This window comes from Mesorhizobium sp. Cs1299R1N1, from assembly GCF_037179655.1.
Taxonomy (GTDB): domain Bacteria; phylum Pseudomonadota; class Alphaproteobacteria; order Rhizobiales; family Rhizobiaceae; genus Mesorhizobium; species Mesorhizobium salmacidum.
This window is the reverse complement of the sequence record NZ_JAPYKR010000003.1, coordinates 16,268-40,911: the sequence shown is the minus strand read 5'-3', so window position 1 is coordinate 40,911 and position 24,644 is coordinate 16,268. Positions and strand designations below refer to the sequence as shown.

Genomic DNA, 24,644 nt, shown 5'->3' with positions numbered 1-24,644 from the left:
GCATTCCAACCAAAGGGATCGATGCGGCATGAGCGTGATGGTCAAGGAAAGCCCGATCAGCGAAACGGACATGATCGCCGAGGCCGAGAAGGCGCTTGCCGACATCTCCAGGATCCGCGACGGGGTTGGCCGGGTGATCTTCGGCCAGGAAAACGTCGTCGAGCGCACGCTGGTGGCGCTGCTGGCCGGCGGACATGCGCTGCTGGTCGGCGTGCCGGGCCTGGCCAAGACCAAGCTGGTCGAGACGCTGGGCGTCGTGCTCGGGCTTGATTCACGCCGCATCCAGTTCACGCCGGACCTGATGCCGTCCGACATCCTCGGCTCCGAGGTCATGGAGCAGGACGAAACCGGCAAGCGCTCCTTCCGCTTCATCTCCGGCCCGATCTTTGCCCAGTTGCTGATGGCCGACGAGATCAACCGCGCCTCGCCGCGCACGCAGTCGGCGCTGCTGCAGGCGATGCAGGAATATCATGTCACCATTGCCGGCGCGCGCTACGATCTGCCCTCGCCCTTCCATGTGCTGGCGACGCAGAACCCGCTGGAGCAGGAAGGCACCTACCCGCTGCCCGAAGCCCAGCTCGACCGCTTCCTGATGCAGGTCGACATCCTCTACCCCGAAATCGAGGCCGAGCGCCGCATCCTTCTGGAAACCACCGGCGTCGAGGACGCGAAAGCCCAGAACGTGCTGCAGCCGGCACGGCTGAAGGAGATCCAGACGCTGATCCGCCGCATGCCGGTGCCCGAAAGCGTCGTTGAGGCGATCCTCACCCTGGTGCGTTCGGCGCGTCCGGGCCAGGGCAATGCCGACACCGACAAGCATGTCGCCTGGGGTCCGGGCCCGCGCGCCAGCCAGGCGCTGATGCTGTGCACCAGGGCACGCGCGCTCTACGACGGACGGCTGGCGCCCTCGGTCGACGATGTCAGGGCGCTGGCCGAGCCGGTGCTGCAGCACCGCATGGCGCTGACCTTCGCCGCCCGTGCCGAGGGCACCAGCGTGCGCGACGTCGTGGCGAAACTCGTGAAAAGCGTTTAGGGTCGGGACCCGCTAATATGATCGAAATGGCGCCTGAAATGGCAAAAAGATGCGAGGAGAATCGCGAAGGTCGGGGTCTTTCCCCCGGCCAAGCGGTTCGACGACGCAGCTTGCAGCCATTTCGGCGTCCGGAGGATGTGGTCCATCTGCCCGCCTACTTTGTCGCGAAGGACTTGAAAGCCGAATGGCTTCCTGCGCCTTCGCTCCGTGTATCCGAACAGATGGCCTCACACCATTTAGATCATATTAGCGGGTCCAGACCCTAATGGCGCGTATAGGCGAGGTCCAGGCTCCGGCAGCGACGCGCGACGCGCTCGCCCGCGGCCGGTTGCGGGCTTCGCTTGTGCCCGACCTGCTGGTCGAGGCGCGCCGTATCGTCAACACCGTGATCGCCGGCTGGCATGGCCGCCGCAAGCGCGGCATCGGCGAGAATTTCTGGCAGTTCCGGCCCTATGTCGAAGGCGATTCCTCGCGCATCGACTGGCGCCGCTCGGCCCGCGACGATCACACCTATGTGCGGGACCGCGAGTGGGAAGCCGCTCATACGGTCTGGTTGTGGGCCGACCCCTCGCCATCCATGCTCTACAAATCGACGGGTGCCGGCGTTTCCAAGCAATCGCGCGCGCTGGTGCTGACACTGGCCATGGCCGAGCTCCTGTCACGCAGCGGCGAGCGCATCGCCTGGCCGGGGCTGACCGATCCGTTCACCGCCCGCAACGGCGCCGAGCGCATCGCGGCCCAACTCATGCATGCCGGCGAGATGCCGGCAAAACCCGATCTGTCCGACATCAGGCGCTTCTGCGACATCGTCATCGCCAGCGATTTTCTCGATCCGGTCGAGGAAACCATGGCCTGGCTCGACGTGCTCGCCCGCCACGGTGTGCGCGCGCATCTGATCGAGGTCGCCGACCCGGCCGAGGAAACTTTCCCCTATGCCGGCCGCACCGAGTTCACCGATCCCGAGACCGGCGACAAGCTGACCGCCGGCCGCGCCGAGATGTTGGCCGACGAGTACCGCTTGCTCTACACCGCCCGCCGCCAGGAACTGGCCAGTTGGTGCAAGCGGCTCGGCTGGAGCTTTACCGTCAACCACACCGACCGGCTGGCTTCCGACGCACTGGTGCGCCTGCACATGTCAATGACCGCCGATGGCGGGCATGCCGGGCTGATTGCCGATGACAATCAGCTTGGCATGACCAATGGTCGGCCCGGCATGATTGCCGGTGGCAATCAGCCTGGCATTACCGCCGGTGGCGGTAAGCCTGACATTACCGCCGGTGGCGGTAAGCCTGGGAAGACCGTCGCATGAGTTGGCTGCCGCTCTCCTTCGGCGCTCCCATGGTGCTGTGGGGCCTGCTGGCGCTGCCGGTGATCTGGTGGCTGCTGAGGTTGACGCCGCCCAAGCCGCAAACCGAGGTGTTCCCGCCACTGAAGATCCTGGCCCGTGTGCTGAGACGGGAGGAGACCCCGCAGCGTAGCCCGTGGTGGCTGACGCTGCTCAGGCTGCTGATGGCGGCCCTCGTCGTCGCGGCATTGGCCGAACCTGTGTTCAACCCGCGCGAAAAGCTGCCGGCCGAGGGCGCCGCCCTTGCGCTGGTCATCGACAATGACTGGGCCAGCGCCGCCGACTGGAACAAGCGCATCGCCACCGCCGAGCGGCTGATCAACGACGCCGGCTCGAACGGCGTGCCTGTTATCGTCGCCTTCACCGCCGAAAAGCCCAATGCGGAGATCGGCCCCTTCGACGCCGCCGCCGCGCTCGACCGGCTGCGCGCCGCCAAGCCGCGGCCGATCCCAACCGACCGGCCCGCCGTCTATGCCCGCGTCGCTGGTGTGCTGGAGAGCTTGCCCGGCGCCAGCGTCGCCGTGCTGGCGGATGGCCTGGCGGCCAAGGGCGACGAGGCCGCCTTCAACACGCTGTTGTCGAAAAATGCCGCCCGCGTTGTCTGGGCGGTGGCCGACCGGCTTTCCCTGACCGGCCTGAGATCAGCCGAAAACCAGGTCGACGGCTTTGGTCTGACCGCCGTCCGCGCGCCCGGCGATCCCGCCCCGGCGCAGGTCACCGCCGGCGCCTTCGACGACAAGGGCCGCCGCATCGCCGATGCGACCCTGACCTTCGCGCCGGGCGAGGCCACGGCCACCGGCACCATGGCGGTGCCGTTCGAATTGCGCAACGACTTCGCCTCGATCGCGCTCGATGGCGAACGCCATGCGGGTGCGGTGCGCGTGCTCGACGAAAGCTCCAAGCGCCGCCGCGTCGGGTTGCTGTCGCAAGCCGAGGCCGACCAGGCGCAGCCGCTTCTGTCGCCGCTCTACTACATCAGGCGCGCGCTGCAGCCCTTCGCCGATCTGGTCGAGCCCTCCAGCGCCGATCTCGCCGACGCCATCCCGCAGATCCTCGACCAGAAGCCGGCGATGATCGTCATGGCCGATATCGGCACCATTCCCGCGCAGGTTCGGCAAAGGCTGGTCGACTGGGTCGACAATGGCGGCACGCTGGTGCGTTTCGCCGGCTCGCGGCTGGCGGCCGCCGGCAATGACGACGACCTGCTGCCGGTCCGCTTGCGCACCGGCGAACGCTCGCTCGGCGGCGCGCTGTCATGGACCTCGCCGCAGCCGGTCACCGAATTTCCCAAGGCCGGCCCCTTCGCCGACCTGGCGCCGCCGACCGAGGTCACGGTGACCAGGCAGGTGCTGGCCGAGCCGACACCCGACATCGTCGAGCGCACCTGGGCAGCCCTTGCCGACGGCACGCCGCTGGTCACCGGGCTGAAGAAGGGCAAGGGCACGCTGGTGCTGTTCCACGTCACGCCCGAGGCGACATGGTCGAACCTGCCGATCTCGGGCAGCTTCGTCGAGATGTTGCGCCGCATCGTGCAATTGTCCCGCAACCAGGGCGCGGCGATCGCCAATGCCGAAGCCGCCGCCACGTCGCTGGCACCCTATCGCATGATCGCGGCCGACGGCTCGCTGGTGCCGCCGACACCGGATGCGCGGCCGCTGGTGCCGGGCGCCGGCGCACTGCCGGTCACATTCGAGAACCCGCCCGGCCTCTATGGCTCGGAGACCGGCGTCTACGCCCACAATCTGCTCGACGCCGCAAGCACGTTCGAGCCGCTGGCGCGCCCGCAAGTGTCGGTGCCGGTCACCACGGTCCAGTATGCCTTTGATGAATCGCGCAACCTGAAGGGTGCGCTGGTCGCGGCGGCTCTGTTGCTGATGCTGCTCGACACGCTGGCGGTGTTGTGGATGGGCGGCCTGTTTTCGCGCCGGCCGCGCCGAGCTGGTGCCACGGCAACCACCGCCGCTGTATTGATCGCGCTTGGCGCGCTGTTCGGCCATGCCGATGTCGCGCGCGCCGACGATGCCAAGCCGGGCGACCAGGTCGCCATCGAGGCGATCTCAAAAACCCGCATCGCCTACGTGCTGACCGGCGTGCCGGGCGTCGATTCGATCAGCCGCGCCGGGCTCGAGGGCCTGACCCGCTTCCTGATCGAGAAGACGGCGCTTGAACCGGGCGCGCCGGCCGGTGTCGACATTTCGAAGGACGAGCTGTCCTTCTATCCCCTGATCTACTGGCCGATCGACCCGTCGGCACCGATGCCGAGCCAGGCTGCGATCGCCCGCATCGACGCCTATATGCAGCAGGGCGGCACCGTGCTGTTCGACACGCGCGACCAGTTCGCCAACGGCATCGGCGCCGATTCCACCAGCCCGGCGACCGAGCGGCTGCGCGACATCCTCGGCAATCTCAACGTACCGCCGCTGGAGCCGGTGCCGTCGGACCATGTGCTGACCAAGTCCTTCTTCATCCTGCCCGAATTTCCCGGCCGTTTCGCCGGCAGCCCGCTCTGGGTCGAGGCATCGCTCGACGCCAGCAATGCCGACAACCGGCCGGTGCGCACCGGCGACGGCGTGTCGCCGATCATGATCACCGCCAATGATTTCGCCGGCGCCTGGGCGGTCGACGAGAATGGCGATCCGCTGCTGCCGACCGTGCCGGCCGACCCGATGCAGCGGGTCTACGCGCTGCGCGCCGGCGTCAACATCATGATGTACATGCTGACCGGCAACTACAAATCCGACCAGGTGCATGTTCCCATCCTGCTCGAACGGCTGGGGCAGTAGGATGATGCGTTTTCTTGGACCCCTCACGATGTTCGATCCTCCCCCGATGCGGGAGGATAAGGCATGAACTGGTCGATCTCGTTCGAACCGCTGATCTCCTGGCCGCTTATGGCCCTGGTGCTGGTGCCGTTGGCGTTGCTCGCGCTCATCGGCCTGTGGTTTCGCCAGCGCGGCGCGGTCCTGCGCTTCGTCGCCCTGCTGGCGCTCGCCGCCGCCCTCTTCAATCCGGTGTTCCTCAATGAGGAGCGCGAGCCGCTGAAGAGCGTCGTCGCGCTGATCGTCGACCGTAGCCAGAGCCAGGACATTGGCGATCGGACCAAACAGACCGACGAGGCCGTGGCCGGGCTGCAGCAGCGTCTTGGCCGCTTCAAGCAGTTCGACGTCCGCGTCGTGGAGGCCGGCAAATCCGACGCCGCCGAGGAGCGCACCGAAACGCGGCTGTTCGGCGCGCTGGAAGGCGCCTTCCGCGACGTGCCGCCATCGCGCATCGGTGGCGCCATCATGATCACCGACGGTGAGGTGCATGACACGCCTTCGGGCACGCCCGATTTCAACGCCCCGCTGCATGCTCTCATCACCGGCAACGACCACGAGAAGGACCGCCGCATACGTTTCGAGAACGCGCCGCGTTTCGGCCTTGTCGGCAAGCCGCTCGACATGACATACCGCGTCATCTCGACCGAAAACGAAACCGGACCGGTCGATGTCCGCGTCTCCGTCAACGGCGAGCAGGTTGCGGTCGAGCATGCCACCGTCGGCCAGACCATGCCGCTGCAGGTGACCATCCCGAGTGCCGGCCGCAACATCATCGAACTCGCCATCGACCGCGAACCGGGCGAACTGACCGATGCCAACAACCGCGCCATCGCGCTGGTCGACGGCATCCGCGAAAACCTGCGCGTGCTGCTCGTATCGGGTGAACCGCATGCGGGCGAGCGCACCTGGCGCAATCTGCTGAAATCCGACGCCTCGGTCGATCTCGTCCATTTCACCATCCTGCGGCCGCCGGAGAAGCAGGACGGCACGCCGATCAATGAATTGTCGCTGATCGCCTTCCCGACCCGCGAGCTGTTCGTCGAGAAGATCAAGGATTTCGACCTCATCATCTTCGACCGCTACCAGCACCGCGACGTGCTGCCGATCCTCTATTACGACTACATCTCCGAATATGTCGAAAAGGGCGGCGCGCTGCTGATCGCCGCCGGCCCCGAATATGCCGGCGAGGCTTCGATCGCGCGCACGCCGCTGATGTCGGCCCTGCCGGCCATGCCGACGGGCGAAGTGGTCGACAAGGCGTTCTACCCGCGCCTGACCGAACTCGGCCAGCGTCATCCGGTGACGCGCGGCCTCGACGGTTCGGCCACCGAGCCACCGCACTGGAGCCGCTGGTTCCGCACCATCGGCGTGCAGAACCCGCAAGGCGAAGTGGTGATGAAAGGTGCCGACAACCGGCCGCTGCTGCTGCTCGACCGCAAGGGCGAAGGCCGCGTCGGCATGCTTCTGTCCGATCAGGGCTGGCTGTGGGCACGCGGCTTCGAGGGTGGCGGTCCGCATGTCCAGCTCTACCGGCGCATTGCCCACTGGCTGATGAAGGAGCCCGAGCTCGAGGAAGAACGGCTGACCGCCGAGGGACGCGGCATGGTGCTGGAGATCCGCCGCCAGACGATGGCCGACGATCCCGGCCCGGCGCAGATCATCACCCCGTCCGGCAAGACGCTCACCGTCAAGCTCGACAAATCCGAACCCGGCGTCTTCCTCGGCAGTGTCCAGACCAGCGAGATCGGCCTCTTCCAGGTTGCCAATGGCGATCTCACCGCGCTCGCCCATGTCGGACCGGTCAACGCGCCGGAATTCGCCGACGTCGTCTCCACGCAGGAGCGGCTGAAGGCGCCGGCGGAAGCCACCGGCGGCAGCGTGCGCCGGCTGGCCTCGTCCACGGCCAGCGACGTGACGCTGCCTTCCATCGTACCGGTGCGTTCGGCCGGCGAAGCGTCGGGCAGCGACTGGATCGGCCTGCGCACCACCGACGACAGCGTCTTGAAGGCCGTGTCGCGCGTACCACTGTTCGGCGGCTTCCTCGGCCTCGGCCTGCTGCTTCTGGCAATGGGCTCGATGTGGTACCGCGAGGGACGGTAGCGGCGCTTTTTCCTTCGCCCCTTGTGGGAGAAGGTGGATCGGCGCGTCAGCGCCGAGACGGATGAGGGGTGTTCCAGCGGAGTGAGGCGTTGCGTTCCCTGGAACACCCCTCATCCGACCTCGCTTCGCGAGGCCACCTTCTCCCACAAGGGGAGAAGGAAAAAGCGCCCTGCTCCTGCCCTCCGCTATGGCTCCGGGCGTTCGTCGCTTTAGTCGACAAAACGTTGTCGACTAATCGCCCTGCGGGCGACCGCTCCTCACTCCTCCGGTTCCGTCGTGAACAACAGCGGATAGCCCTTGGCCTTGCCGGCGTCGGTGGCCCGTGTCGCCTTGGTCTCGGCGACATCCCTGGTGAAGACCGCGACCACGCAGACGCCGCGCTGGTGCGCGGTGATCATGACCCGGTGCGCCTGGTCCTCGCTGAGCTTGAACTCGCCCTTCAGCACCGTCACCACGAATTCGCGCGGCGTGAAATCGTCATTGACGAGGATGACCTTGTAGAGCTTCGGCCGCTCTGTCTGCGGCTTGACCTTGACGCGCGGTTTTGTGGTGATTTCAGGCATTCGAACCGACTGTTTCGCGATCAAACTTAAGCCCGCATTTTGCCACGGGCGGCAGCGACCGTCCATTTGCGGACCGTCGGCGGGCACGGCCGGTCCTTCACGATCATGTGGGAAATGGTCTGTCGCGGTTCAACGGCCCTGACGGCCGAAGATCCGGCGACTTGCGTCGGCATCCGCCCGGCGTTCCAGCCATGCCGCGATCGGCCATCCGGCAACGCAGATCAGCGTCACGCCGGCGAGCACGATCAAAAGCCACGCCTGCACGGGCGTGATGTAATCCCAGTTGCTGGAAATGGCCGGCGCGAACAGCGAAGGCTCGGTGCGCCCGCTTGCAGGGTCCGGCACGGGGCTGGCGGTGAGCAGAATCAGCACCCTGGCGACGCCGGTGGCAACCAGGCCGCCGATCACCATGGAGCGAAAAATGGACGAAAGCCGCTTCTTCATGCGGATTGTCCTACAGGGCCGGCATTGCAAACGGGTTAAGCACGATCGAGATGCGTGGCTGGAAGCCGCCGGGTGTTCAGCTTATCGACCGTGCCCTTGGCAGAAGGCCGTCCCAGCCGGTTTGCGGCTGGGACGGCCTTGGTTGAACTAGCCTCGAAGCCGATCAGGGCTTCTTGGGAGCAGCCTTCGCAGGGGCCGCCTTCGCGGGAGCAGCCATCGCGGGAGCCTTCTTGACCGGGCACTTGTGCGTCTTGGTCACCTTGCAGACGGTCTTCTTGGCGACCTTCTTCGGAGCAGCCTTGGCCGGTGCGGTGGTCATCGCGGCAGCAGCCGGAGCGGTGGTCGTGGTGGCGGCAGCCGGGGCAGCGGTCGTGGTGGCGGCTGCGTTGCCGAGAACCGGCATCGAGAAGGCGAGAGCGACGGCGAGACCAAGGGCGGACAGGATGGACTTGTTCATGGCTTCATTTCCTTTTTTCTGCGGGTCGTTTTTGAGTGTCACTGGACCGGGTCGTTCGGTGTCACTCCAAGCAGCTTCAAAGCATTGGCGAGCATCCGGATGCCCTGCGCCTGTTTCTTGGCGGCGCAGTACCGGTTGCCCTTTCTCTGAAGTGCCTTTGCCGCGGTGACCTGCGTTGCCGTGGCATGGGTTTCGAGGGCTTCATCAAATTGGTGGCTGAGATTGGCGCACCGTTCGCTCCGGGTGAGCGGCGCCTTTGCATCCGATTGGTCGACAGTGGCAGTGAGCAGGCCAAGGCCCAGCAGAACTCCCAACAAACTGATCGACAATCTTGGCATTGGTTTATCCGTGAACCCGGAGACTAGCGTCGCAGCCGATGACCTGACCGCCACGGCACCGTTATGCCGGCCTACTTTTTCAGGAGTTTTTCCCGATTGTAGAATTTTGTTTCTGGATTGTGTCTGGCCAGGCCACGCCAAGCTGACCGTCGCTTTCCATGTGGAGAAGGCGGAATTCATTCTCCCTTGAAAAGCAAGGTACTGGCCAACATATGGCCCGAATTCTATCGTGTGGCTGACCAGCCAATCATGGCTTGGCCGGCAACCGGGACAGCGCACCTGTGAAATCCGAGACACACATACTGATCGTCGACGACGACAAGGGCATCCGCGACCTGCTTCAGGAGTTCTTCCAGAAGCGAGGCCTGCACACCTCTGTTGCCGCCGACGGCGCCGAGATGGAGGCCGTCCTGCGTCGTTCCCAGGTGGATCTCATCGTGCTCGACGTGATGCTGCCCGGCAGGAGCGGGCTGGAACTGTGCCGCGACCTGCGCGCCCAGTATACGACACCTATCATCATGCTGACCGCCGTCACCGAGACAACGGACCGTGTCGTTGGCCTCGAGATGGGCGCCGACGACTACGTGCCCAAGCCCTTCGACCCGCGCGAGTTGCTGGCGCGCATCCGCGCCGTGCTGCGGCGCAACGGCGCCGCCGAGCCGAAGCGCGCCACCGCAAAACAGATTTACCATTTCGCCGGCTGGACCATGGATTGTTCGCGCCGCCGGCTGACCGCGCCCGACGACGTCAGGGTCGAACTGACCATGGCCGAGTTCAACCTCTTGCAGACCTTCGTCAAGAGCGCTCAGCGCGTGCTGACCCGCGACCAGCTCATCGAATTGTCCGGCGGCGACAGCGACTATTCCTTCGACCGCAGCATCGACATCCTGGTCAGCCGGTTGCGGCGCAAGATGGAAGATGATCCCAAGACGCCCAAACTGATCCTCACCGTGCGCAGCGGCGGCTACCAGTTCCTGCCCGAGACGACCTCCGAATGAGACGTTTCCTGCCGCAGACCTTGCCTGTCTGGGTGCTGCTGATCGTCATTGCCGGCCTGCTGATCAGCCAGGTCGCGACGCTTTACATCGTGTCGCGCGACCGCGCCGCCGCCAATGACGTGGTCGACCTCTACCGTCTCAACGACCGCGCCTTCTCGCTCGTGCAGTTGATGAGTGGCGCCACGCCGGAGGAGCGCAAGGCGACCGCCGCGGGCCTGTTCAACTCGACATACGCGCTCACCGTCTCGGACACGCCCGCCGTCACCTCTTCGATCGCCGGCGACGACGAACTGGCCGAGCTCGAGGACATCCTCGTCGGCCGACTGTCCAAGTTCGGCATCACCGACGCGCGCGTGCGCCGCGATCCGGCGACGCGCGAAGCAGATGATGCCAGCGGCGCGGCGCCGGGGCCCGATATCGGCCAGGTCGAGCGGGACCTTCTGGTGCTGGCCGCCGATTTCGCCCAGAGCGACAAGCTGACGGCCTCGCTGCGCTTCGCCGACGGCCAATGGCTGAACTTCACCGAACCGATCACCCCCGTCGGCCCGATCCTGAGCGTCGACAGCCTGCCGCTCTATGCGCTGATCGCGGGGCTGGTGGTGATCATGTCGATCTGGTCGCTGCGCCGGCTGACCGCGCCCTACCGGATGATGGAAACCGCCGTGAACAGGATCGGCAAGGACCTGAAGAGCCCGCCGATCGCCGAGAGCGGCAGCCGTGAGGTGCGTGCCGCCGCCAGGGCGATCAACGCCATGCAGACCAGGCTGCGCGAATATGTCGAGGACCGCGAACATCTTGCCGCCGCACTCGCGCATGACCTGCGCACGCCGATGACGCGCATGCGGCTGCGCCTGGAGCTGTTGCGCAAATCGGCGGTTCGCGAGGCGCTGGCGCATGATCTCGCCGATGTCGAGAGCATCGCCAGTTCGGTGATCGACTTCGCCACCTTCGAGGTGAACGAGGAAAAGAGTGAACGCATCGACTTCTGGTCGCTCGTGGAATCGATCGCCGACGCCTATCCGGACGTCTCGTTCGACAATGACGACACCCGCTCACGCGGCCTGATCTGCATGGCGCGGCCGGTGGCGCTGAAGCGCTGCGTCACCAATCTGGTGCAGAACGCCGTCACCTATGGCAAGAAGGCGCATCTCAGCCTGCGCCGCTCCGACGGCACGATCACGCTCGCCATCCGTGACGAGGGGCCGGGCATACCCCAGGCCCAGATCGACGCCGTGTTCGGCTCCTTCGTGCGCCTCGAACAGTCCCGCAATCGCCAGACCGGTGGGCTCGGGCTCGGGCTGACCATCGCCCGCAACATCGCGCGTGCGGCGGGTGGCGAAGTCCGCCTGTCCAACCATCCGGACGGCGGCCTGCTGACGGAGCTGCGCCTGCCGCTGGCGGCTTGAGACTGATCAGGCCGCATCGAACGTCAACTTGTCGCGATGATCTTCCAGGCCAACAGCACGATGATGACCGCCGCGGTGAGCATTGTTGCCCAGCGGTGCCGCCCGGATGCATGCAGAACGAGAACGGCCAGCGCCGCGATCGACGCGGCAAGGGCCCCTTCGACATAGAAGAGCTGTGCGCCGTCAATCGGCCCGCCGCTTGCGCCTCCGACACGGAAGAACTCCAGGATCGACCGGATCGCGATCACCATCAGCAACCCGAGCGCCGCCTGCGCCGCTCGCGCCGTCGACAGCCAGTTCAAGATCCGTTCCAAGGCGCCTCCCGATGCGACCCGAAAGCCTTCGGTTGACGTTGCCGGCCTACCGCCGCAGCACCGCGCTCAGCACATCGCGAATGCCGATGGCGCCGACGAAGCGGGACTGATCGTCGAACAGCGCTACCGGTGCCGTCTGCGACCGGTGCATGGCCAGCATCACGGTCTTCAGCGAGGTGCCGGGATTGGCCCAGAACACCTGCGCCAACTCCTCCGGCTGGCCCTCGACGTCGGCGCAGGACACCCATACGGCCGGCTTGCCGTCGCGCTCGGCCGCCGCCACCAGCCCGTGCTCGTCGATCTTGAAACGCGTCGTCTTGCGCCGGTCGAGCCACACCCAGCCATTGTCGCCATGCTCGAGGTCGCGACGGTCGCGCATGACGTTCCAGGCGGTGAGCACCGAGAGCGGGTTCACATTGGCGATGAAGTCGCGGACATAATCGTTGGCGGGGCGCAGCACGATGTCTTCCGGCGCGCCCGTCTGGACGATACGGCCGCCCTCCATGATGGTGATGTGGCTGCCGATCTTCAGTGCCTCCTCGAGGTCGTGGCTGACGAAGATGATGGTCTTCTTCAGCTCCGCCTGCAGCTGCAGAAGTTCATCCTGCAGCTTGGTGCGGATCAGCGGATCGAGGGCCGAGAACGGCTCGTCCATCAACAGGATAGGCGCCTCGGTGGCGAAGGCGCGCGCCAGGCCGACGCGCTGCTGCATGCCGCCCGAGAGCTCATGCGCGTATTTGTTCGACCATTGGTCGAGGTTGACCAGCTTGAGCTGCCTGTGCACCCGCTCCTTGCGCTCGGCATCCGGCACGCCGGCGAGTTCGAGGCCGAGGCCGACATTCTCCTCCACCGTGCGCCACGGCAAGAGGCCGAACTGCTGGAACACCATCGCCACCTGCTTCTGCCGCAGCCGCCGCAAGGTCGGCTCGTCGCAAGTGACGACATCGACCGTGCGGTCGCCGTCCTTGACCAGCACCTGGCCGCGCGACACCACGTTGAGCCGGTTGACCGCCCGAAGTAGCGTCGACTTGCCCGAACCGGACAGGCCCATGAGGACGGAAATCTCGCCTTCATGCACGGTCAGGCTGGCTCCGGCACAGCCGAGCACATTGCCGGTCTTCTCGAGTATCTCGGCCCGGGTAGCGCCCTTGTCGATCATCGCCAGCGAACCGGCCTGGTCGGCGCCGAAGACGATATCGACATTCCTGAAATCGACGGCGACGGTCATTTCTTGCCTCCAACGCCAATGCGGGTCATCCGGTCGAGCACGATGGCGAGCACGACGATGGCGAGACCGGCCTCAAGGCCAAGGTCGATGCGGCGCGAACCGAGCGCCCGGTTGATTTCCGTGCCCAGACCGCCGGCGCCGATCAGGGCGGCGAACACCACCATCGACAGCGACAGCATGATCGACTGTGTCAGGCCCGCCATGATGGTGGGCAGCGCCGAGGGCAGCTCGACCTTCCACAACAGCTGGCTCTTGGTGGCGCCGAAGGCCTCGCCGGCCTCGATGATCGACTTCGGCACCGAGACGACGCCGAGATGGGTGAGCCGGACCGCGGTCGGGATGACGAAGATGATGGTGACGATAAGGCCGGGCGCGTTGCCGAGGCCGAACAGCGTCAGCACCGGGATCAGGTAGACGAAGGTCGGCAGCGTCTGCATCAGATCGAGCACCGGCAGCATGATGCGATAGACCTTCGGCTTGTGCGCCGCCCAGATGCCGAGCGGCACGCCGATGGCCATCGCCGCCGCGGCGGCCGCGACCACCAGCACCAGCGTCTGCACCGTCTGCTTCCAGAGGTTCTGGTTGATGATGAAGATCAGGCCGAGGAAAACCGCGATGGCGAGCGGCCGCGAGCGCTGCAGCAGCCAGGCAATGACGGCGATCACCAAAGCGAGCAGCACCGGCGGTACCATCAGCAGGATGTTGACCAGCCCGTCGAGCAGGAAATTGAGGCCATTCGAAAAAGCCCTGAATACGGTGTCGAAATTGTCGGTGAGGAAGCCGAAGAACGCCTTTCCCCAGGCGCCGATCGGGATCTTGTGATCGACCATGAATTTGGAAATCGGATCCATCTCACCCCTCGTTTGCCAGAGCTCTGCCTTCGGCCCCGTATTGTCGCAACGTCATCTTGTCACAGGATACGAAAAAGGGCAGCCTTTTCCACGATGGCTGCCCTCTGTTTCGGTCACGCCGAAATCAAAGTCGGCTCAGCTCCCGAGCGCGGTCTTGACCGCCGCCGCCGCGTCGCCGCCGTCGAAGGTGGTCACGCCGGCGATCCAGGGCTTTACCGCATCCGGATTTTTCTTCAGCCAGTCGGTTGCCACCGTGTTTGCATCGCTGCCTTTCAGGATGGCGTCCATCATCTGGCCTTCCATATCCAGATTGAATTTCAGGTTGGCGATGAACTTGCCGACATTCGGGCACTCGGTCATGTAGCCCTTGCGCACATTGGTCGAGACGGTGGCCGCGCCGAAACCGCTGTCGCCCATGCCGTCGAGATAGGTGATCTTCATGGCGCCCATCACAGGATGTGGCGTCCAGCCGAGGAAGGCGATCCACTCATTGTTCTTCATCGACTGCTCGGCCTGCGTCAGCATGCCGGCCTCCGAGGATTCGACCAGTTCGAACCCGTCGAGATTGTCCTTCGGGTTCTTGATCATGTCGAGGATGATGCGATTGCCGTCATTGCCGGCCTCGATGCCGTAGATCTTGCCGTTGAACTTGTCCTTGAACTTGCCGAGGTCGGTCAGCGACTTGACGCCGGCATCCGCGACATAAGTCGGCACGACGATGCCGTAACCGGCGCCGGCCAGGTTCTGGCTGACGGTCTCGACCGAACCGTCGGCCGTGTAATCCTTGATGTCGTTGGTCATCGACGGCATCCAGTTGCCGAGGAAGACATCGAGGTCCTTGTTCTTCAGCGACGCATAGGTCACCGGAACCGAGAGCTGGATCACCTGCGGCTCGTAGCCGAGCGCGGTGAGCAGCACGGAGGCCAGCCCGGTGGTGGCCTGGATGTCGGTCCAGCCGACATCGGAGAGGCGAACCGCCTTGCAGCTTGCCGGATCGCCGGCGAAGGCTGCACCGGTGGACAGGAAAGCCGCCAAGCCTAGGCCGGCGACGAAGGAATTCATACGCGACATCTGTATTCTCCCATTTCGATTCTTTGGCGAAGCGAAGTTACGGTTTTTGTGCCCGCCTTGTTTCGTCAGCCAAACACCATTCTGGAGTGGTTTCAAGCACTAAGACAATCACGATCAACGGCGCTGGCTGGCCAATCAGCGACACCGCTGACGCTTTCCGTGCCAGGCCCAAGCGCAATCTGCCTCGGCAATGGCTGCTTTTTCAGGGGAATGCGGCCGCGGCCTCTCCCCGCGCGACGGCAAGTCGGCTTAAAAGGGCGGCATGGCCAAGCTCTACTTCCACTACGCGACGATGAACGCCGGCAAGACGACCATGCTGTTGCAGGCATCTTACAATTACCGCGAGCGCGGCATGACGACGATGCTGTTCGTCGCCGGTCACTACCGCATGGGCGACACCGGCCTGATTTCGTCGCGCATCGGGCTGGAGGCGGAAGCCGAGATGTTTCGCGATGGCGACGACCTGTTCGCCCGCGTCGCCGAGCATCACCTGCACACGGCGGTGCATTGCATCTTCGTCGATGAGGCGCAGTTCCTGGAGGAAGAACAGGTATGGCAGCTTGCCCGCATCGCCGACCGGCTCAACATCCCCGTCATGTGCTACGGCCTGCGCACCGATTTCCAGGGCAAGCTGTTTCCCGGCTCGCGCGCGCTGCTGGCGATCGCCGATGATCTGCGCGAGGTGCGCACCATCTGCCGTTGCGGCCGCAAGGCCACAATGGTCGTGCGCCTCGGTCCCGACGGCAAGGTGGCCCGCCAGGGCGAACAGGTGGCGATCGGCAAGGATGTCTATGTCTCGCTCTGCCGCCGTCATTGGGAAGAGGAAATGGGCCGCGCGGCACCCGACGACTTCATCGGCTTTGTCAGCGGCTGAGACGAGCGCCCGCTGGACGCCGGCATCGGGTAGCCGGCTGCCACCTCTTGCAGCCGCGCCATTCCATGTTGCCTTTGTTAGGGTCGGCGCCCTATTTTCCCGCCTCAGCCAGAACTCCCCGGGGTCAGCCATGCTTCGAGCCGTCTTGTCCGCCAGCCTTCTTCTCCTGGCCACCTCCGTTGCCGAGGCCGGAGGCGATCCTGTGCTGGGCAAACATGTTTTCAACCGGTGCATGACCTGCCATGAGGCGGCCACCGACCGCGACAAGGTCGGCCCACATCTTATGGGCGTCGTCGGCCGCACGGCGGGAACCGCCGAAAGCTTCCTCGGCCATTATTCGGAGGCGATGAAGAGCGCGGGCGCTGCCGGTCTCGTCTGGGACGAGGCAAATCTTGCCGAATACCTCAAATCGCCCAAGCTGAAGGTGCCCGGCAACAGGATGGCCTTCAGCGGTCTGAGCAATGACGACGACATCGCCAACGTCATTGCCTATCTGAAGGCTGACCCCAAACCCTGAAGAGACGCCGTCGAGAGTGGGCAGGGCCGGCTTGCGCCCGCCTGTGGGGCTGGAAGGGTCAGTTGTTGTCAAGTTTCGGAGCCATCCGCTTCGCCGTGGACTGATTGCTTTGCCGACATGAAAGTTCAAAATCAGCTGAACCAGGCTTGGCCGGCCAGTTGATCACGTCATGACCACGGCTCCATTGCCTTTCAAGGGTTCGGCCGAATATTTGTTTCGCGCAGCGCACTGTTTTCACGTCTTTCAATCCCCTGATACCCCACATATATTCGCCGCTGTTCGCAACCAGCGAGCGGAAGCCGAAGCGGGAGGCCCCTATGGCGACATTGCAGAATTTCGATGCCGAAATTGCCAAGACCAAGCAGGTCGTCCAGGATATGCGCACCAAGATCGAGCAATCCGGCACCGTGCTCGACACGCTCGCAACCGCCGACAAGAAGATCGGCGACGCCAATTTCGACATCGAGAACGCCCGCATCGAGGATGTGCTGAAGCAGCAGAAGGTGATGGAAGGCAACATCGCCGACCTGATCATCGGCCTCGAGGACGCCACCAATGTCTTCGGCGCCGAGTTCGAGAGCATGAAGAACTATACCGGCTGGGAAAACTTCGTCGGCGTCTTTTCGGCGCAGCGCAAGCAGCGCATGCGCACCGACCGCGTGCGCAACATGTCGCTCGCCGGCAATCTGCAGGAACTGCTGGCCAAGTCCGACACCATCGTCGGCATATTGAAGGCGCAGAAGGAAGTTCTCGACCAGCGCTACAAGACCTCCGAAGCCAGCCTGTCGCAGGTTATCGAGCGCCGCAAGACCACTATGACGAACCTCGAAGCCGTGCAGAAGCGCATCGAGGAGCTCAATCCGATGCTGCTCGACATCGAAAACAAGATCGCCGCCTCGACAAGCCAGAAAGACCGCACGCAGCTCGAGGGCGAGCGTTCCAAGCTCGCCACCGAATACAATGAAAAGCAGGCCAAGGAACAGGAGCTGCTGGCCGAAAGCCAGACGCTGGAGCGCTACACCTCGATGTTCCAGACCTTCGTCGATTCGCTCAACAACCAGATCGCCGCGCAGTCGACGCTGATCAACAAACTGACCATCGATACCGAGCAGCGCATCGTGCTCTACAAGGCGCTGGAGGATTCACTGAAGACCGCCGCGCAGCAGGACGTCGCCCACAAGATCAACACGCTGGGCAGCCAGGTCGACAACACGGCCGAGGAAACCATGGCCGGCATCGGCGCAGCCTCCCAGAAGCACATCGGCGACCTCTTGGAGATGCATGAGAAGAACATGGTGGCCAGCGCCGACATCCAGCGCCGCAAGAAGCTGGCCGACGATGCCTTCGCCCGCCGCTTCGACGAGGTGCTGAAGAAGCACAATTCGGCCAACTACGTGCAGTCATAATTGCCGCGCGCACCGGTGCGACAATCGCAGGGCTGACAGCATGACACCCGAAAACGACGCGGCGGCGCGGTATTTCTCGGCAATCACGGCCGCGCTCGGCGGCCTTGAAGTGTTCATGCGCGACGACCGCTCGCCGCTTTACCGGCACGGCATCGTCGCCAGGATCGTTGCCGAATACATCGCCCGGCTCGACAAGTCCTTTTCCTGCTGGCGCAACCGGCTGGGCTTTATGGACACGTTCCGCATTTCGCGCGCCGAAAGCGGCTACCCGGTGTTCCAGAACCTGCTCGAACTGGAAAACGACCGCCGCCAGGCCGACGGTCGGCTCGCCAACATTCCCCAGGCCGGCGAGCTGCGCGAGGAGATGGCCGACTTCATCCTGCGCCACAAGCAGTTCCCCGACGCGCTGCAGAAATCGATGGCAGAGCGGCTCTATCTTGAGGACGTCAAGAGCGAGCAGACCTTCGGTCCGTTCACGCTGGCGCAGACGGCCAAGGTGTCGGTCAATCCGAAGACGGCGCGGCCCTATTATCTGGTCCACTGGGCGACCTTCGACGGCAGCGCCAACCTGCCTTTGGTCTACATGGTGACAGTGGAGGATTCATCGGAAAGCATGGTCAGCCAGCTTGTCGACCGAAGCGGCAAGCTCAGCGACAAGGTCGACATTCCGCTGCCGGTCGACGGCCTGCTCAACCCCGAACTTGCCCATCGTTTCGACGATTTTACCGAGAAGAATTCGGCCTATACGCTGTCGCCGGCGACCATCGCCGTCAACCTTGACGAGGACTTCGAGCCACTGCACCCCAAGCAGCTGAGGCGGGTGGTGCTCGGCCCCTTCTACTCGGCAGGCATCACCGACAACAATTCGACGGTGACGGAAGTGCTGGCCAAGGTGCGCAAGCCCGAAAACGCCTGGCTTTTGACCTGGACCATCCAGGAAGTCTATTCCAAGGGCGAGAAGCCGGGCCGCAAGGGCCTGTTCTCAAGCGAGAAGACGACGCAGGAATTCTTCATCAACACCGATGACCTCGAGGCCGCTCGCCAGGGCGTATCGAGCTACGAAAACCACGCGCTGATCCCGCACGAGGCCTACCAGGCGCTTTACGCCGCGGGCGAAGCACAGAAGATATTTGCCGGCTACAAGGTTCACATCCTGTCGAATGGGCAGGTGATATCGGATGTCTAGGAACCTGCTTTGCGTCATTGAAAGCCACGCAGCACTGAGGCGCCAGCAATGACCGCCGCAGCTAATGTCTCCAGCAAGAAGCGGCAGCTCGATGCGCTGAAGAGGAGAGTTCGGCCCGGCGCCCTGGAAGGCTTGGAACACAGCCAGCGTATCGACATAACGTACACGTCAAACGCGATCGAGGGAAACACACTGACGGCGGGCGAGACGGCCCTGGTTCTGGAAAAAGGCATCACGATCAGTGGCAAGCCGCTCAAGGATCATCTCGAGGCAATCGACCACGCACGCGCACTGCGTTGGGTACTCGAAATCGCATCTAAAGACGACCATCCGATCATGGAGGCGGACATCCGCAATCTTCATCATCTGGTCGTGGCGAACTCCAAGCCGGAGATAGCTGGCCAATACGCCGACAGCGCCCGTTACGTGAATACCAATGTCGGCGTATTCAATTTTCCCGCCCCTGTGGAGATTCCAGCGCTGATGGAAGTTTTTTGCCGGTGGTTGAGCGCGGCGCCAAGCACGCCACGTACTGCCTTCGAGGCTCATCGGCGTTTCGTCGCCATTCACCCGTTCAATGACGGCAACGGACGTACAGCACGCCTTTTGATGAATCTGGTGCTGGCGCGCGGTGGATACCCGCCGGTAGCGATCCGTCCCGAAGATCGTCCCGATTACATTGCCGCGCTCGAGATCGACCAGAGCGGCGGAGGGCACGTCGCTTTCGACAAGCTGCTTTTCGAAAGGCTGGATCAGACTTTGGACATCTATCTGGACGCAGCGCGTCAGGCGCAGGATCATTCTGCGGAAGGCGGGAAAGTAATCCCGATAAGGAGCTGATCATGGACACCGGCCTGACCACCATCCCGGAAGCGGCTATCGAAAAGCACCGCGCCACCGCGCAAAGCTTCATCACCCGCATCGTCGTGCTGGAGGATCCCTCGCGCGAATCCGGTACAGCGCTTGCCGGCACCAACCGGCGCTTCGTTTCCACCGTCTCGGTCGGTTCGGTGCGCCGCACGCGCGAGGTCGAGCTGTCGAAGACCGTCGGCGCCGTCCATCCAGACGACCAGTTGCTCACCATCGCGCAGCACACGCTGCTCTTTCGCGCCCGGCGCGGCACGGCGCTCGCGCTCGCGGTATCGGACGTATTCGCCGAAGGCTCCGATCTTGAAAGCCTGCAGGCCAGGAACACCCGCGCTCCGCTCGAAGGCGAGGAGGCGTCCACCTTCAAGAAACTGCTGTCGGCCTCGGCCTATATCTCGGCCTTCAGCCTTGCCTCCTACCTGTTCCAGCTCATCGACAGTGACGGCGAGGCGCCGAACGACATACCAGAACCGGACTTCCTGTTCGACACGCCGCAGGACGCGGTGAAATCGATCCTGGCCGGTCTCGACAAGGCGATATCGGGCTCGACCGACGATACCGACCTGATGACCCGCGCCCGCGCCTTCGCCCGCGTCGCCATCGACGGGCTTCTGGCGCGCAAAGGCCGCTTCGACGGCATCGGCCCGTTCGAGAACGCCCATATCCGCATCGACGCCGACGACTTCACCCTCGACGGCTTCGACGTCGCGCCGGGCAAGCGCTCCAAGCCGCTGGTGATGACTTTCAAGACGCCGGAAGAGGTCGTCGGCAACCACATCGCCAAATACCAGTCGGTCAAGCTCGCCAAGATGCTGATGGCCTACGACTTCGAGCGCGAGCTGAACCCGTTCGTCGAGCTTGGCGGCTTCCTGTTCACCTTTATCGGCGATGGGGCGCCCGGAACCGGCAAGACGACGCTGATCCAGATGATCGCCGGCCTCGTCAACGGCTATTGCCAGGTCGCCGGCTATCCCTTCGCCTACGAGAATTTCGGCGTCGACCAGATTTCCTCCTACCAGGGCAAATCAGGCCAGAACTGCCGCCAGTTCATCAACAATGTCTTGAACCCGCGCGTCATCGGCTTCGGCACCATCGACGATATCGACCAGGTGGCGGCACGCCGCTCCGACGACCGCGCGTCGGCCGGCCAGCAGGAGATCACCGGCGTGCTGATGGATGCCTTCGCCGGCGCCGCCACCGTGGTGCGCGGCAATTGCTCGTTCGGCATGTTTTCCAACTATCCGGAGAATGTCGACGACGCGTTGCGCCAGCGCGCCGGCGCCCGCTGGCTGGTCGACGGGCCGCAGACCCGCGACGACTATATCGACATTTTCGTGCTGCTCGCCGGCAAGAACCACGAGATCCCCCTGGGCAAGCACGAGCTCTACGCCGCGCAGGAGATCCAGCGCGCCGTGACCGAAGCCTATGAGGAGCATGAAAAGCCGCAGGAGGACGGGCTGATGCGGGTCTATGAGCGCTACATGAAGGAAAACGGCGCGCCCAAGACCATGGCCGACATCGGCACCTACCTGCACCTGATCAAGGACGCCGAACCGCGCTTCACCGGCCGCGCCATCAAGAACGTCACCGACGCGATCAAAATGCGCGCCATGGACATCGAGCTTCCCGACGACTGGTTCGAGAAGCCGGAAGCCTTCATGCACAAGAGCTACGACGACAAGAAAGCGATGATCGAGGAACTGCGCGGCCCGTTCTCGATGGAGATGGTCATGCAGGAGATCAACCGCTACGCCGATTCCGAATTCCGCTATTCCGACAAATCCGACGACGCCGCGGTCGAAAAACTGCTACGCGACGCCCGCCTGCGCGAACGCGCTGTGCGCGAAATGGAGGAGATGAAGAAGAAGGGTCTGTGGAATGCGTGAGGCGCGCCAGCCTTCCCTTCTCCCCTTGTGGGAGAAGGTGGATCGGCGCGAAGCGCCGAGACGGTTGAGGGGTGCTGGCGCTGATCGCGCCAAGCTGGAACACCCCTCATCCGTCGCCTTCGGCGACACCTTCTCCCACAAGGGGAGAAGGAAGAGCCGCGCCCCTCATCCGCCTTTCGGGCACCTTCTCCCCGTTCACGGGGAGAAGGCAAGATGAGCAAAAAACCCGACCTCCTTCGCGATAACGAGCTCATCTACGGCCGTTTGCTCACCGTCGACGAGGCGCATCTCATCCAGCGTTACAACAAGGCGCTGGCTGCTTTCGGCCTCAAGCCCACCAAGCTGAAGAGCTTCCAGATCGACCGCACCGGCTTTTCGCCCGAAGTGGCCGAGGAGTGTGGCGACTATGATTATCTCGATCCCAACGAGGTCAACCGCCGCTTCATCATCCTGACGCCGTCGCAGATCGACCTGCCGGTGGTGCACACCGCCTTCTCCAACACCTCGCAACTGATGTTCGAGTTCATGTCCAGGAACCAACGCGCCATCGACGCGCTGACCATCAAGGACGTCATCTACGGCGAGATCGAGGATTCCGTTCCCAAGGTCAACGACATCGAGGACCTGCTGTCGATCAGCCAGGTCGAATTCAAGGTGCTGTCGGCGGAAGACGTGCTGGGCAAGGCCGCCGAACTCGGCAAGCTCGTCGACCGGCTGAAGCAGGAGCCCGACGCCTGGCGCGACGATGCCATGCTGACCCGCATGGTGGAACTCGCCAAGGTCTGCGGCGACATCCGTGAGAACGCGCTGGTGCCGGACCAGGTGATCTTCCGCCACAATGCCTACTGGACCAGCCATTTCGGCGGGCTCTATGTCTTTGTCGATCCCGACATGACGACGGTGATCAGCGATCCGGCCGCCCCCGGTTTTCGCCGCTCGCGGCCCTGGCAGGTGAGCTATCTCTCGATCAAGGACGCCGACAAGGTGTTCAAATTCCTGGCTGCCACCGGCCGCATCGAACTGCCGCGCGCTTCCTGGATCGAGGCCTCGGGCTATCTCGAGCATCGCGCCGAAATGGTGGTGCGCGCGCTGATCCGCGACGCCGAGCCGGATCGCAATTTGACCGATGTCGACAAGGTCTGGCTGCAGACATGGATCCAGAGCCATGCCGACCTGATCACCTCGGACGGAAATTTTCCTTTCCTCAACGCCGCCAAACGCGAGATCGCCCAGCTCGGCCATCTCAAGGTCGAGGATGTCTTCCCGCAGCAGCGCTTCCTGGTGGTCCGCGCCAAGACCGACCATCCCGACGCCTGGCTGACCAACCAGTTGATCTCGGATTTCGTGCCGTCGGACTTCGTCTCGCGCTACATTTTCAACAAGGACGGCTTCTACAAGGACTATGACGGCTTCAGCGACGCCTGGCGATCGCATGTTGTGGACGTTCTGAAAACCACATATTTGAAGGACAAGGTGGCGTTTCGCACACGCCTCTACGGCCTGACCGACTAGAACGAATGCACCGCCATTCCGTTCTAACTTGTTGTTTTGGTGCATGATGTTATCCAAAAAAGTCTGCAACTTTTTGGCATCATGTTGAGGGGGTGATACAGCCATGCTCGATCCGATCGTGAATTTCTTCACCCGGATTTTCCAGTGGATCGGCCGCGGCATCGGTCTTCTGATCGGCGCGATCCTGTGGCCCTTCATGTGGGCCGGCCGCTGGTACACGCAGCGCGGCTGGATCCTCAAGGCGATAGTCGGCCTTGCCGTCCTGGTGCTGATCGGCCTCTACGCCAACTTCTTCTACGCCACCCAGTGGTGGAACAACTTCAACCCGAACTACCCGGACACCTATACTTTCGAGAAGCGCAACGTTTCCGCCGGTGAGCAGGTGGCCGCCGGCGCAGGCACCGACACGGCCAAGACCTGCGGCAACTCCGGCATCGCCCAGGTGGCGGCCGACCTGACCGACTTCAACGTCAACCAGAACGCCTGGATCTCGTCGATGATCCTCTACAAGCTCGGCCTGTTCGGCATCGACTGGGACAACACCCCGTGGATGGACAACAAGGCCTCTTTCCAGCGCGGCATCAACCAGGCGGTGCGACGTACGGCGACCGAACTTGCCGACAATCTCGGCCGCGTGCGCACGACTTCGCAGATCGATGCCGACCTGCAGGACGCGCGCGGCAATCTGCAGTTCGACGAGTATACCTGGTACTTCGGCGTGAGCCCGTTTGGACCGAAGACGCCGACGCCGAGCTACTATCGCGACGCGGTGCGCAAGCTGCGTTCGTTCAATGCCCGGCTTGCCACCTGCCAGGCCACTTTCGATGCCCGCGCCGACAATTTGAAGCAGTATATCGACCGCATCGCCAGTGACATCGGCTCGACGTCCGCCATCCTCAAGGAGCGCGCCGAGAACCACAACAATGGCTGGTTCGACACCCGCGCCGACGACCGCTACTGGTTCGCCTATGGCCAGCTCTATGCCTATTACGGCCTGATGAAAGGCGCCCAGGCCGACTTCGAGAACGTCATCAAGGAAAAGCACCTGCAGAGCCTTTGGGATACGATGGACGCGCAGTTCGTGTCGGCCCTGCGTATCCAGCCCTTCATCATCGCCAACGGCCGCGAGGACGGCTGGCTGCTGCCGACCCATCTGACGACGATGGGCTTCTACGTGCTTCGGGTGCGCTCCAACATGGTTGAAATCAGCAACGTGCTGACGCAGTAGCGCTGTCCCACCGCAACACCAGCGATGGCGAATTTGCGCCGTCGCGTCTGTCGCATTCCGTGCATTGTGCGGCTGTTTTGAGACGGCGGAAGCGCCCCTGCTCTGGCTTCTATACGGCGCGGCAAGCGGAGCCATAAAGAACCGGGAATAGGTTGGCCAGCCGCAGAGGAATTTTCTCTATAGGAAACATAGTTGCATGAA

The 24,644-nt window shown here is 63.8% G+C and carries 22 protein-coding genes; 14 read left to right on the top strand and 8 right to left on the bottom strand.

Annotated elements, in window-relative coordinates; translation table 11 throughout:
* Nucleotides 1-28 precede the first annotated feature (28 nt).
* The 4 genes from O7A70_RS06975 (at nt 29) to O7A70_RS06960 (ending at nt 7,297) form a co-directional block, all read left to right on the top strand.
* Nucleotides 29-1,033, top strand: coding sequence for an AAA family ATPase (locus O7A70_RS06975; RefSeq protein ID WP_337139732.1), 1,005 nt, complete (start codon nt 29-31; stop codon nt 1,031-1,033).
* 265 nt (nt 1,034-1,298) lie between these two features.
* Nucleotides 1,299-2,342: a DUF58 domain-containing protein gene (locus O7A70_RS06970; RefSeq protein ID WP_337139731.1), complete on the top strand. Its 1,044-nt coding sequence runs from the start codon at nt 1,299-1,301 to the stop codon at nt 2,340-2,342.
* Nucleotides 2,339-5,161, top strand: a complete 2,823-nt coding sequence (locus O7A70_RS06965) for a DUF4159 domain-containing protein (RefSeq protein ID WP_337139730.1) — start codon at nt 2,339-2,341, stop codon at nt 5,159-5,161. Before O7A70_RS06970 ends, O7A70_RS06965 begins: the two co-directional genes overlap by 4 nt.
* Nucleotides 5,162-5,224: 63 nt before the next feature.
* The gene (locus tag O7A70_RS06960) at nt 5,225-7,297 is read left to right on the top strand and encodes a hypothetical protein (protein ID WP_337139729.1); all 2,073 of its coding nucleotides are present in this window, start codon (nt 5,225-5,227) and stop codon (nt 7,295-7,297) included.
* Between the two features lie 257 nt (nt 7,298-7,554).
* Here O7A70_RS06960 and clpS read toward each other — a convergent pair whose 3' ends face one another.
* From clpS to O7A70_RS06940, 4 genes are all read right to left on the bottom strand, one after another.
* Nucleotides 7,555-7,860 carry an ATP-dependent Clp protease adapter ClpS gene (clpS, locus tag O7A70_RS06955; protein WP_337139728.1) on the bottom strand — a complete coding sequence of 102 codons (306 nt, stop codon included), beginning with the start codon at nt 7,858-7,860 and terminating at the stop codon, nt 7,555-7,557.
* 129 nt (nt 7,861-7,989) lie between these two features.
* Nucleotides 7,990-8,304, bottom strand: a complete 315-nt coding sequence (locus O7A70_RS06950) for a hypothetical protein (RefSeq protein ID WP_027143391.1) — start codon at nt 8,302-8,304, stop codon at nt 7,990-7,992.
* A gap of 163 nt (nt 8,305-8,467) precedes the next feature.
* Complete coding sequence (locus O7A70_RS06945; protein WP_027143392.1) at nt 8,468-8,761, bottom strand: hypothetical protein; 294 nt, start codon at nt 8,759-8,761, stop codon at nt 8,468-8,470.
* A gap of 38 nt (nt 8,762-8,799) precedes the next feature.
* Nucleotides 8,800-9,099 carry a hypothetical protein gene (locus O7A70_RS06940; RefSeq protein ID WP_337139727.1) on the bottom strand — a complete coding sequence of 100 codons (300 nt, stop codon included), beginning with the start codon at nt 9,097-9,099 and terminating at the stop codon, nt 8,800-8,802.
* A gap of 281 nt (nt 9,100-9,380) precedes the next feature.
* Between O7A70_RS06940 and O7A70_RS06935 the strand changes: the two genes are divergently transcribed.
* Both O7A70_RS06935 and O7A70_RS06930 read left to right on the top strand, forming a co-directional pair.
* Nucleotides 9,381-10,097, top strand: a complete 717-nt coding sequence (locus O7A70_RS06935) for a response regulator transcription factor (protein WP_337139726.1) — start codon at nt 9,381-9,383, stop codon at nt 10,095-10,097.
* On the top strand, nt 10,094-11,503 hold the full coding sequence (locus O7A70_RS06930; RefSeq protein WP_027143394.1) for an ATP-binding protein: 1,410 nt from the start codon (nt 10,094-10,096) through the stop codon (nt 11,501-11,503). The genes O7A70_RS06935 and O7A70_RS06930 overlap by 4 nt, the downstream gene beginning before the upstream one ends.
* 23 nt (nt 11,504-11,526) lie before the next feature.
* On the opposite strand, the gene O7A70_RS06925 is transcribed toward O7A70_RS06930, so the two are convergent.
* The 4 genes from O7A70_RS06925 to O7A70_RS06910 form a co-directional block, all read right to left on the bottom strand.
* Entirely contained in the window at nt 11,527-11,817 is a 291-nt protein-coding gene (locus tag O7A70_RS06925) for a hypothetical protein (protein ID WP_337139725.1), read from the bottom strand.
* Between the two features lie 46 nt (nt 11,818-11,863).
* Nucleotides 11,864-13,045: a choline ABC transporter ATP-binding protein gene (gene choV, locus O7A70_RS06920; protein ID WP_027143396.1), complete on the bottom strand. Its 1,182-nt coding sequence runs from the start codon at nt 13,043-13,045 to the stop codon at nt 11,864-11,866.
* On the bottom strand, nt 13,042-13,896 hold the full coding sequence (gene choW / locus O7A70_RS06915) for a choline ABC transporter permease subunit (RefSeq protein ID WP_337105861.1): 855 nt from the start codon (nt 13,894-13,896) through the stop codon (nt 13,042-13,044). The genes choV and choW overlap by 4 nt, the downstream gene beginning before the upstream one ends.
* 135 nt (nt 13,897-14,031) lie before the next feature.
* On the bottom strand, nt 14,032-14,967 hold the full coding sequence (locus O7A70_RS06910) for a choline ABC transporter substrate-binding protein (protein WP_140504874.1): 936 nt from the start codon (nt 14,965-14,967) through the stop codon (nt 14,032-14,034).
* A 262-nt stretch (nt 14,968-15,229) separates the two neighbouring features.
* Here O7A70_RS06910 and O7A70_RS06905 point away from each other — a divergent pair, with 262 nt between their 5' ends.
* From O7A70_RS06905 to O7A70_RS06870, 8 genes are all read left to right on the top strand, one after another.
* Nucleotides 15,230-15,841 carry a thymidine kinase gene (locus O7A70_RS06905; protein WP_337139724.1) on the top strand — a complete coding sequence of 204 codons (612 nt, stop codon included), beginning with the start codon at nt 15,230-15,232 and terminating at the stop codon, nt 15,839-15,841.
* A 130-nt stretch (nt 15,842-15,971) separates the two neighbouring features.
* Nucleotides 15,972-16,358 carry a c-type cytochrome gene (locus tag O7A70_RS06900; protein WP_337105863.1) on the top strand — a complete coding sequence of 129 codons (387 nt, stop codon included), beginning with the start codon at nt 15,972-15,974 and terminating at the stop codon, nt 16,356-16,358.
* Between the two features lie 317 nt (nt 16,359-16,675).
* On the top strand, nt 16,676-17,764 hold the full coding sequence (locus tag O7A70_RS06895; protein ID WP_027143401.1) for a hypothetical protein: 1,089 nt from the start codon (nt 16,676-16,678) through the stop codon (nt 17,762-17,764).
* A 40-nt stretch (nt 17,765-17,804) separates the two neighbouring features.
* Nucleotides 17,805-18,950 carry a hypothetical protein gene (locus tag O7A70_RS06890; RefSeq protein ID WP_337139723.1) on the top strand — a complete coding sequence of 382 codons (1,146 nt, stop codon included), beginning with the start codon at nt 17,805-17,807 and terminating at the stop codon, nt 18,948-18,950.
* 48 nt (nt 18,951-18,998) lie between these two features.
* Nucleotides 18,999-19,790 (top strand): Fic family protein, encoded by a 792-nt coding sequence (locus tag O7A70_RS06885; RefSeq protein WP_337139722.1) that lies wholly within the window; start codon nt 18,999-19,001, stop codon nt 19,788-19,790.
* A gap of 2 nt (nt 19,791-19,792) precedes the next feature.
* Entirely contained in the window at nt 19,793-21,703 is a 1,911-nt protein-coding gene (locus O7A70_RS06880) for an AAA family ATPase (RefSeq protein ID WP_337139721.1), read from the top strand.
* Nucleotides 21,704-21,916: 213 nt separating this feature from the next.
* Entirely contained in the window at nt 21,917-23,215 is a 1,299-nt protein-coding gene (locus O7A70_RS06875; RefSeq protein ID WP_337139720.1) for a DUF6638 family protein, read from the top strand.
* A gap of 103 nt (nt 23,216-23,318) precedes the next feature.
* Complete coding sequence (locus tag O7A70_RS06870) at nt 23,319-24,443, top strand: DUF2333 family protein (RefSeq protein ID WP_337139719.1); 1,125 nt, start codon at nt 23,319-23,321, stop codon at nt 24,441-24,443.
* Nucleotides 24,444-24,644: the final 201 nt, after the last annotated feature.

Coding starts and splice junctions, on each gene's coding strand:
- O7A70_RS06975 (WP_337139732.1), top strand. CDS start 29: ATGAGCGTGATGGTCAAGGAAAGCCCGATCAGCGAAACGGACATGATC.
- O7A70_RS06970 (WP_337139731.1), top strand. CDS start 1,299: ATGGCGCGTATAGGCGAGGTCCAGGCTCCGGCAGCGACGCGCGACGCG.
- O7A70_RS06965 (WP_337139730.1), top strand. CDS start 2,339: ATGAGTTGGCTGCCGCTCTCCTTCGGCGCTCCCATGGTGCTGTGGGGC.
- O7A70_RS06960 (WP_337139729.1), top strand. CDS start 5,225: ATGAACTGGTCGATCTCGTTCGAACCGCTGATCTCCTGGCCGCTTATG.
- clpS (WP_337139728.1), bottom strand. CDS start 7,860: ATGCCTGAAATCACCACAAAACCGCGCGTCAAGGTCAAGCCGCAGACA.
- O7A70_RS06950 (WP_027143391.1), bottom strand. CDS start 8,304: ATGAAGAAGCGGCTTTCGTCCATTTTTCGCTCCATGGTGATCGGCGGC.
- O7A70_RS06945 (WP_027143392.1), bottom strand. CDS start 8,761: ATGAACAAGTCCATCCTGTCCGCCCTTGGTCTCGCCGTCGCTCTCGCC.
- O7A70_RS06940 (WP_337139727.1), bottom strand. CDS start 9,099: ATGCCAAGATTGTCGATCAGTTTGTTGGGAGTTCTGCTGGGCCTTGGC.
- O7A70_RS06930 (WP_027143394.1), top strand. CDS start 10,094: ATGAGACGTTTCCTGCCGCAGACCTTGCCTGTCTGGGTGCTGCTGATC.
- choV (WP_027143396.1), bottom strand. CDS start 13,045: ATGACCGTCGCCGTCGATTTCAGGAATGTCGATATCGTCTTCGGCGCC.
- choW (WP_337105861.1), bottom strand. CDS start 13,896: ATGGATCCGATTTCCAAATTCATGGTCGATCACAAGATCCCGATCGGC.
- O7A70_RS06910 (WP_140504874.1), bottom strand. CDS start 14,967: ATGTCGCGTATGAATTCCTTCGTCGCCGGCCTAGGCTTGGCGGCTTTC.
- O7A70_RS06905 (WP_337139724.1), top strand. CDS start 15,230: ATGGCCAAGCTCTACTTCCACTACGCGACGATGAACGCCGGCAAGACG.
- O7A70_RS06900 (WP_337105863.1), top strand. CDS start 15,972: ATGCTTCGAGCCGTCTTGTCCGCCAGCCTTCTTCTCCTGGCCACCTCC.
- O7A70_RS06895 (WP_027143401.1), top strand. CDS start 16,676: ATGGCGACATTGCAGAATTTCGATGCCGAAATTGCCAAGACCAAGCAG.
- O7A70_RS06890 (WP_337139723.1), top strand. CDS start 17,805: ATGACACCCGAAAACGACGCGGCGGCGCGGTATTTCTCGGCAATCACG.
- O7A70_RS06885 (WP_337139722.1), top strand. CDS start 18,999: ATGACCGCCGCAGCTAATGTCTCCAGCAAGAAGCGGCAGCTCGATGCG.
- O7A70_RS06880 (WP_337139721.1), top strand. CDS start 19,793: ATGGACACCGGCCTGACCACCATCCCGGAAGCGGCTATCGAAAAGCAC.
- O7A70_RS06875 (WP_337139720.1), top strand. CDS start 21,917: ATGAGCAAAAAACCCGACCTCCTTCGCGATAACGAGCTCATCTACGGC.
- O7A70_RS06870 (WP_337139719.1), top strand. CDS start 23,319: ATGCTCGATCCGATCGTGAATTTCTTCACCCGGATTTTCCAGTGGATC.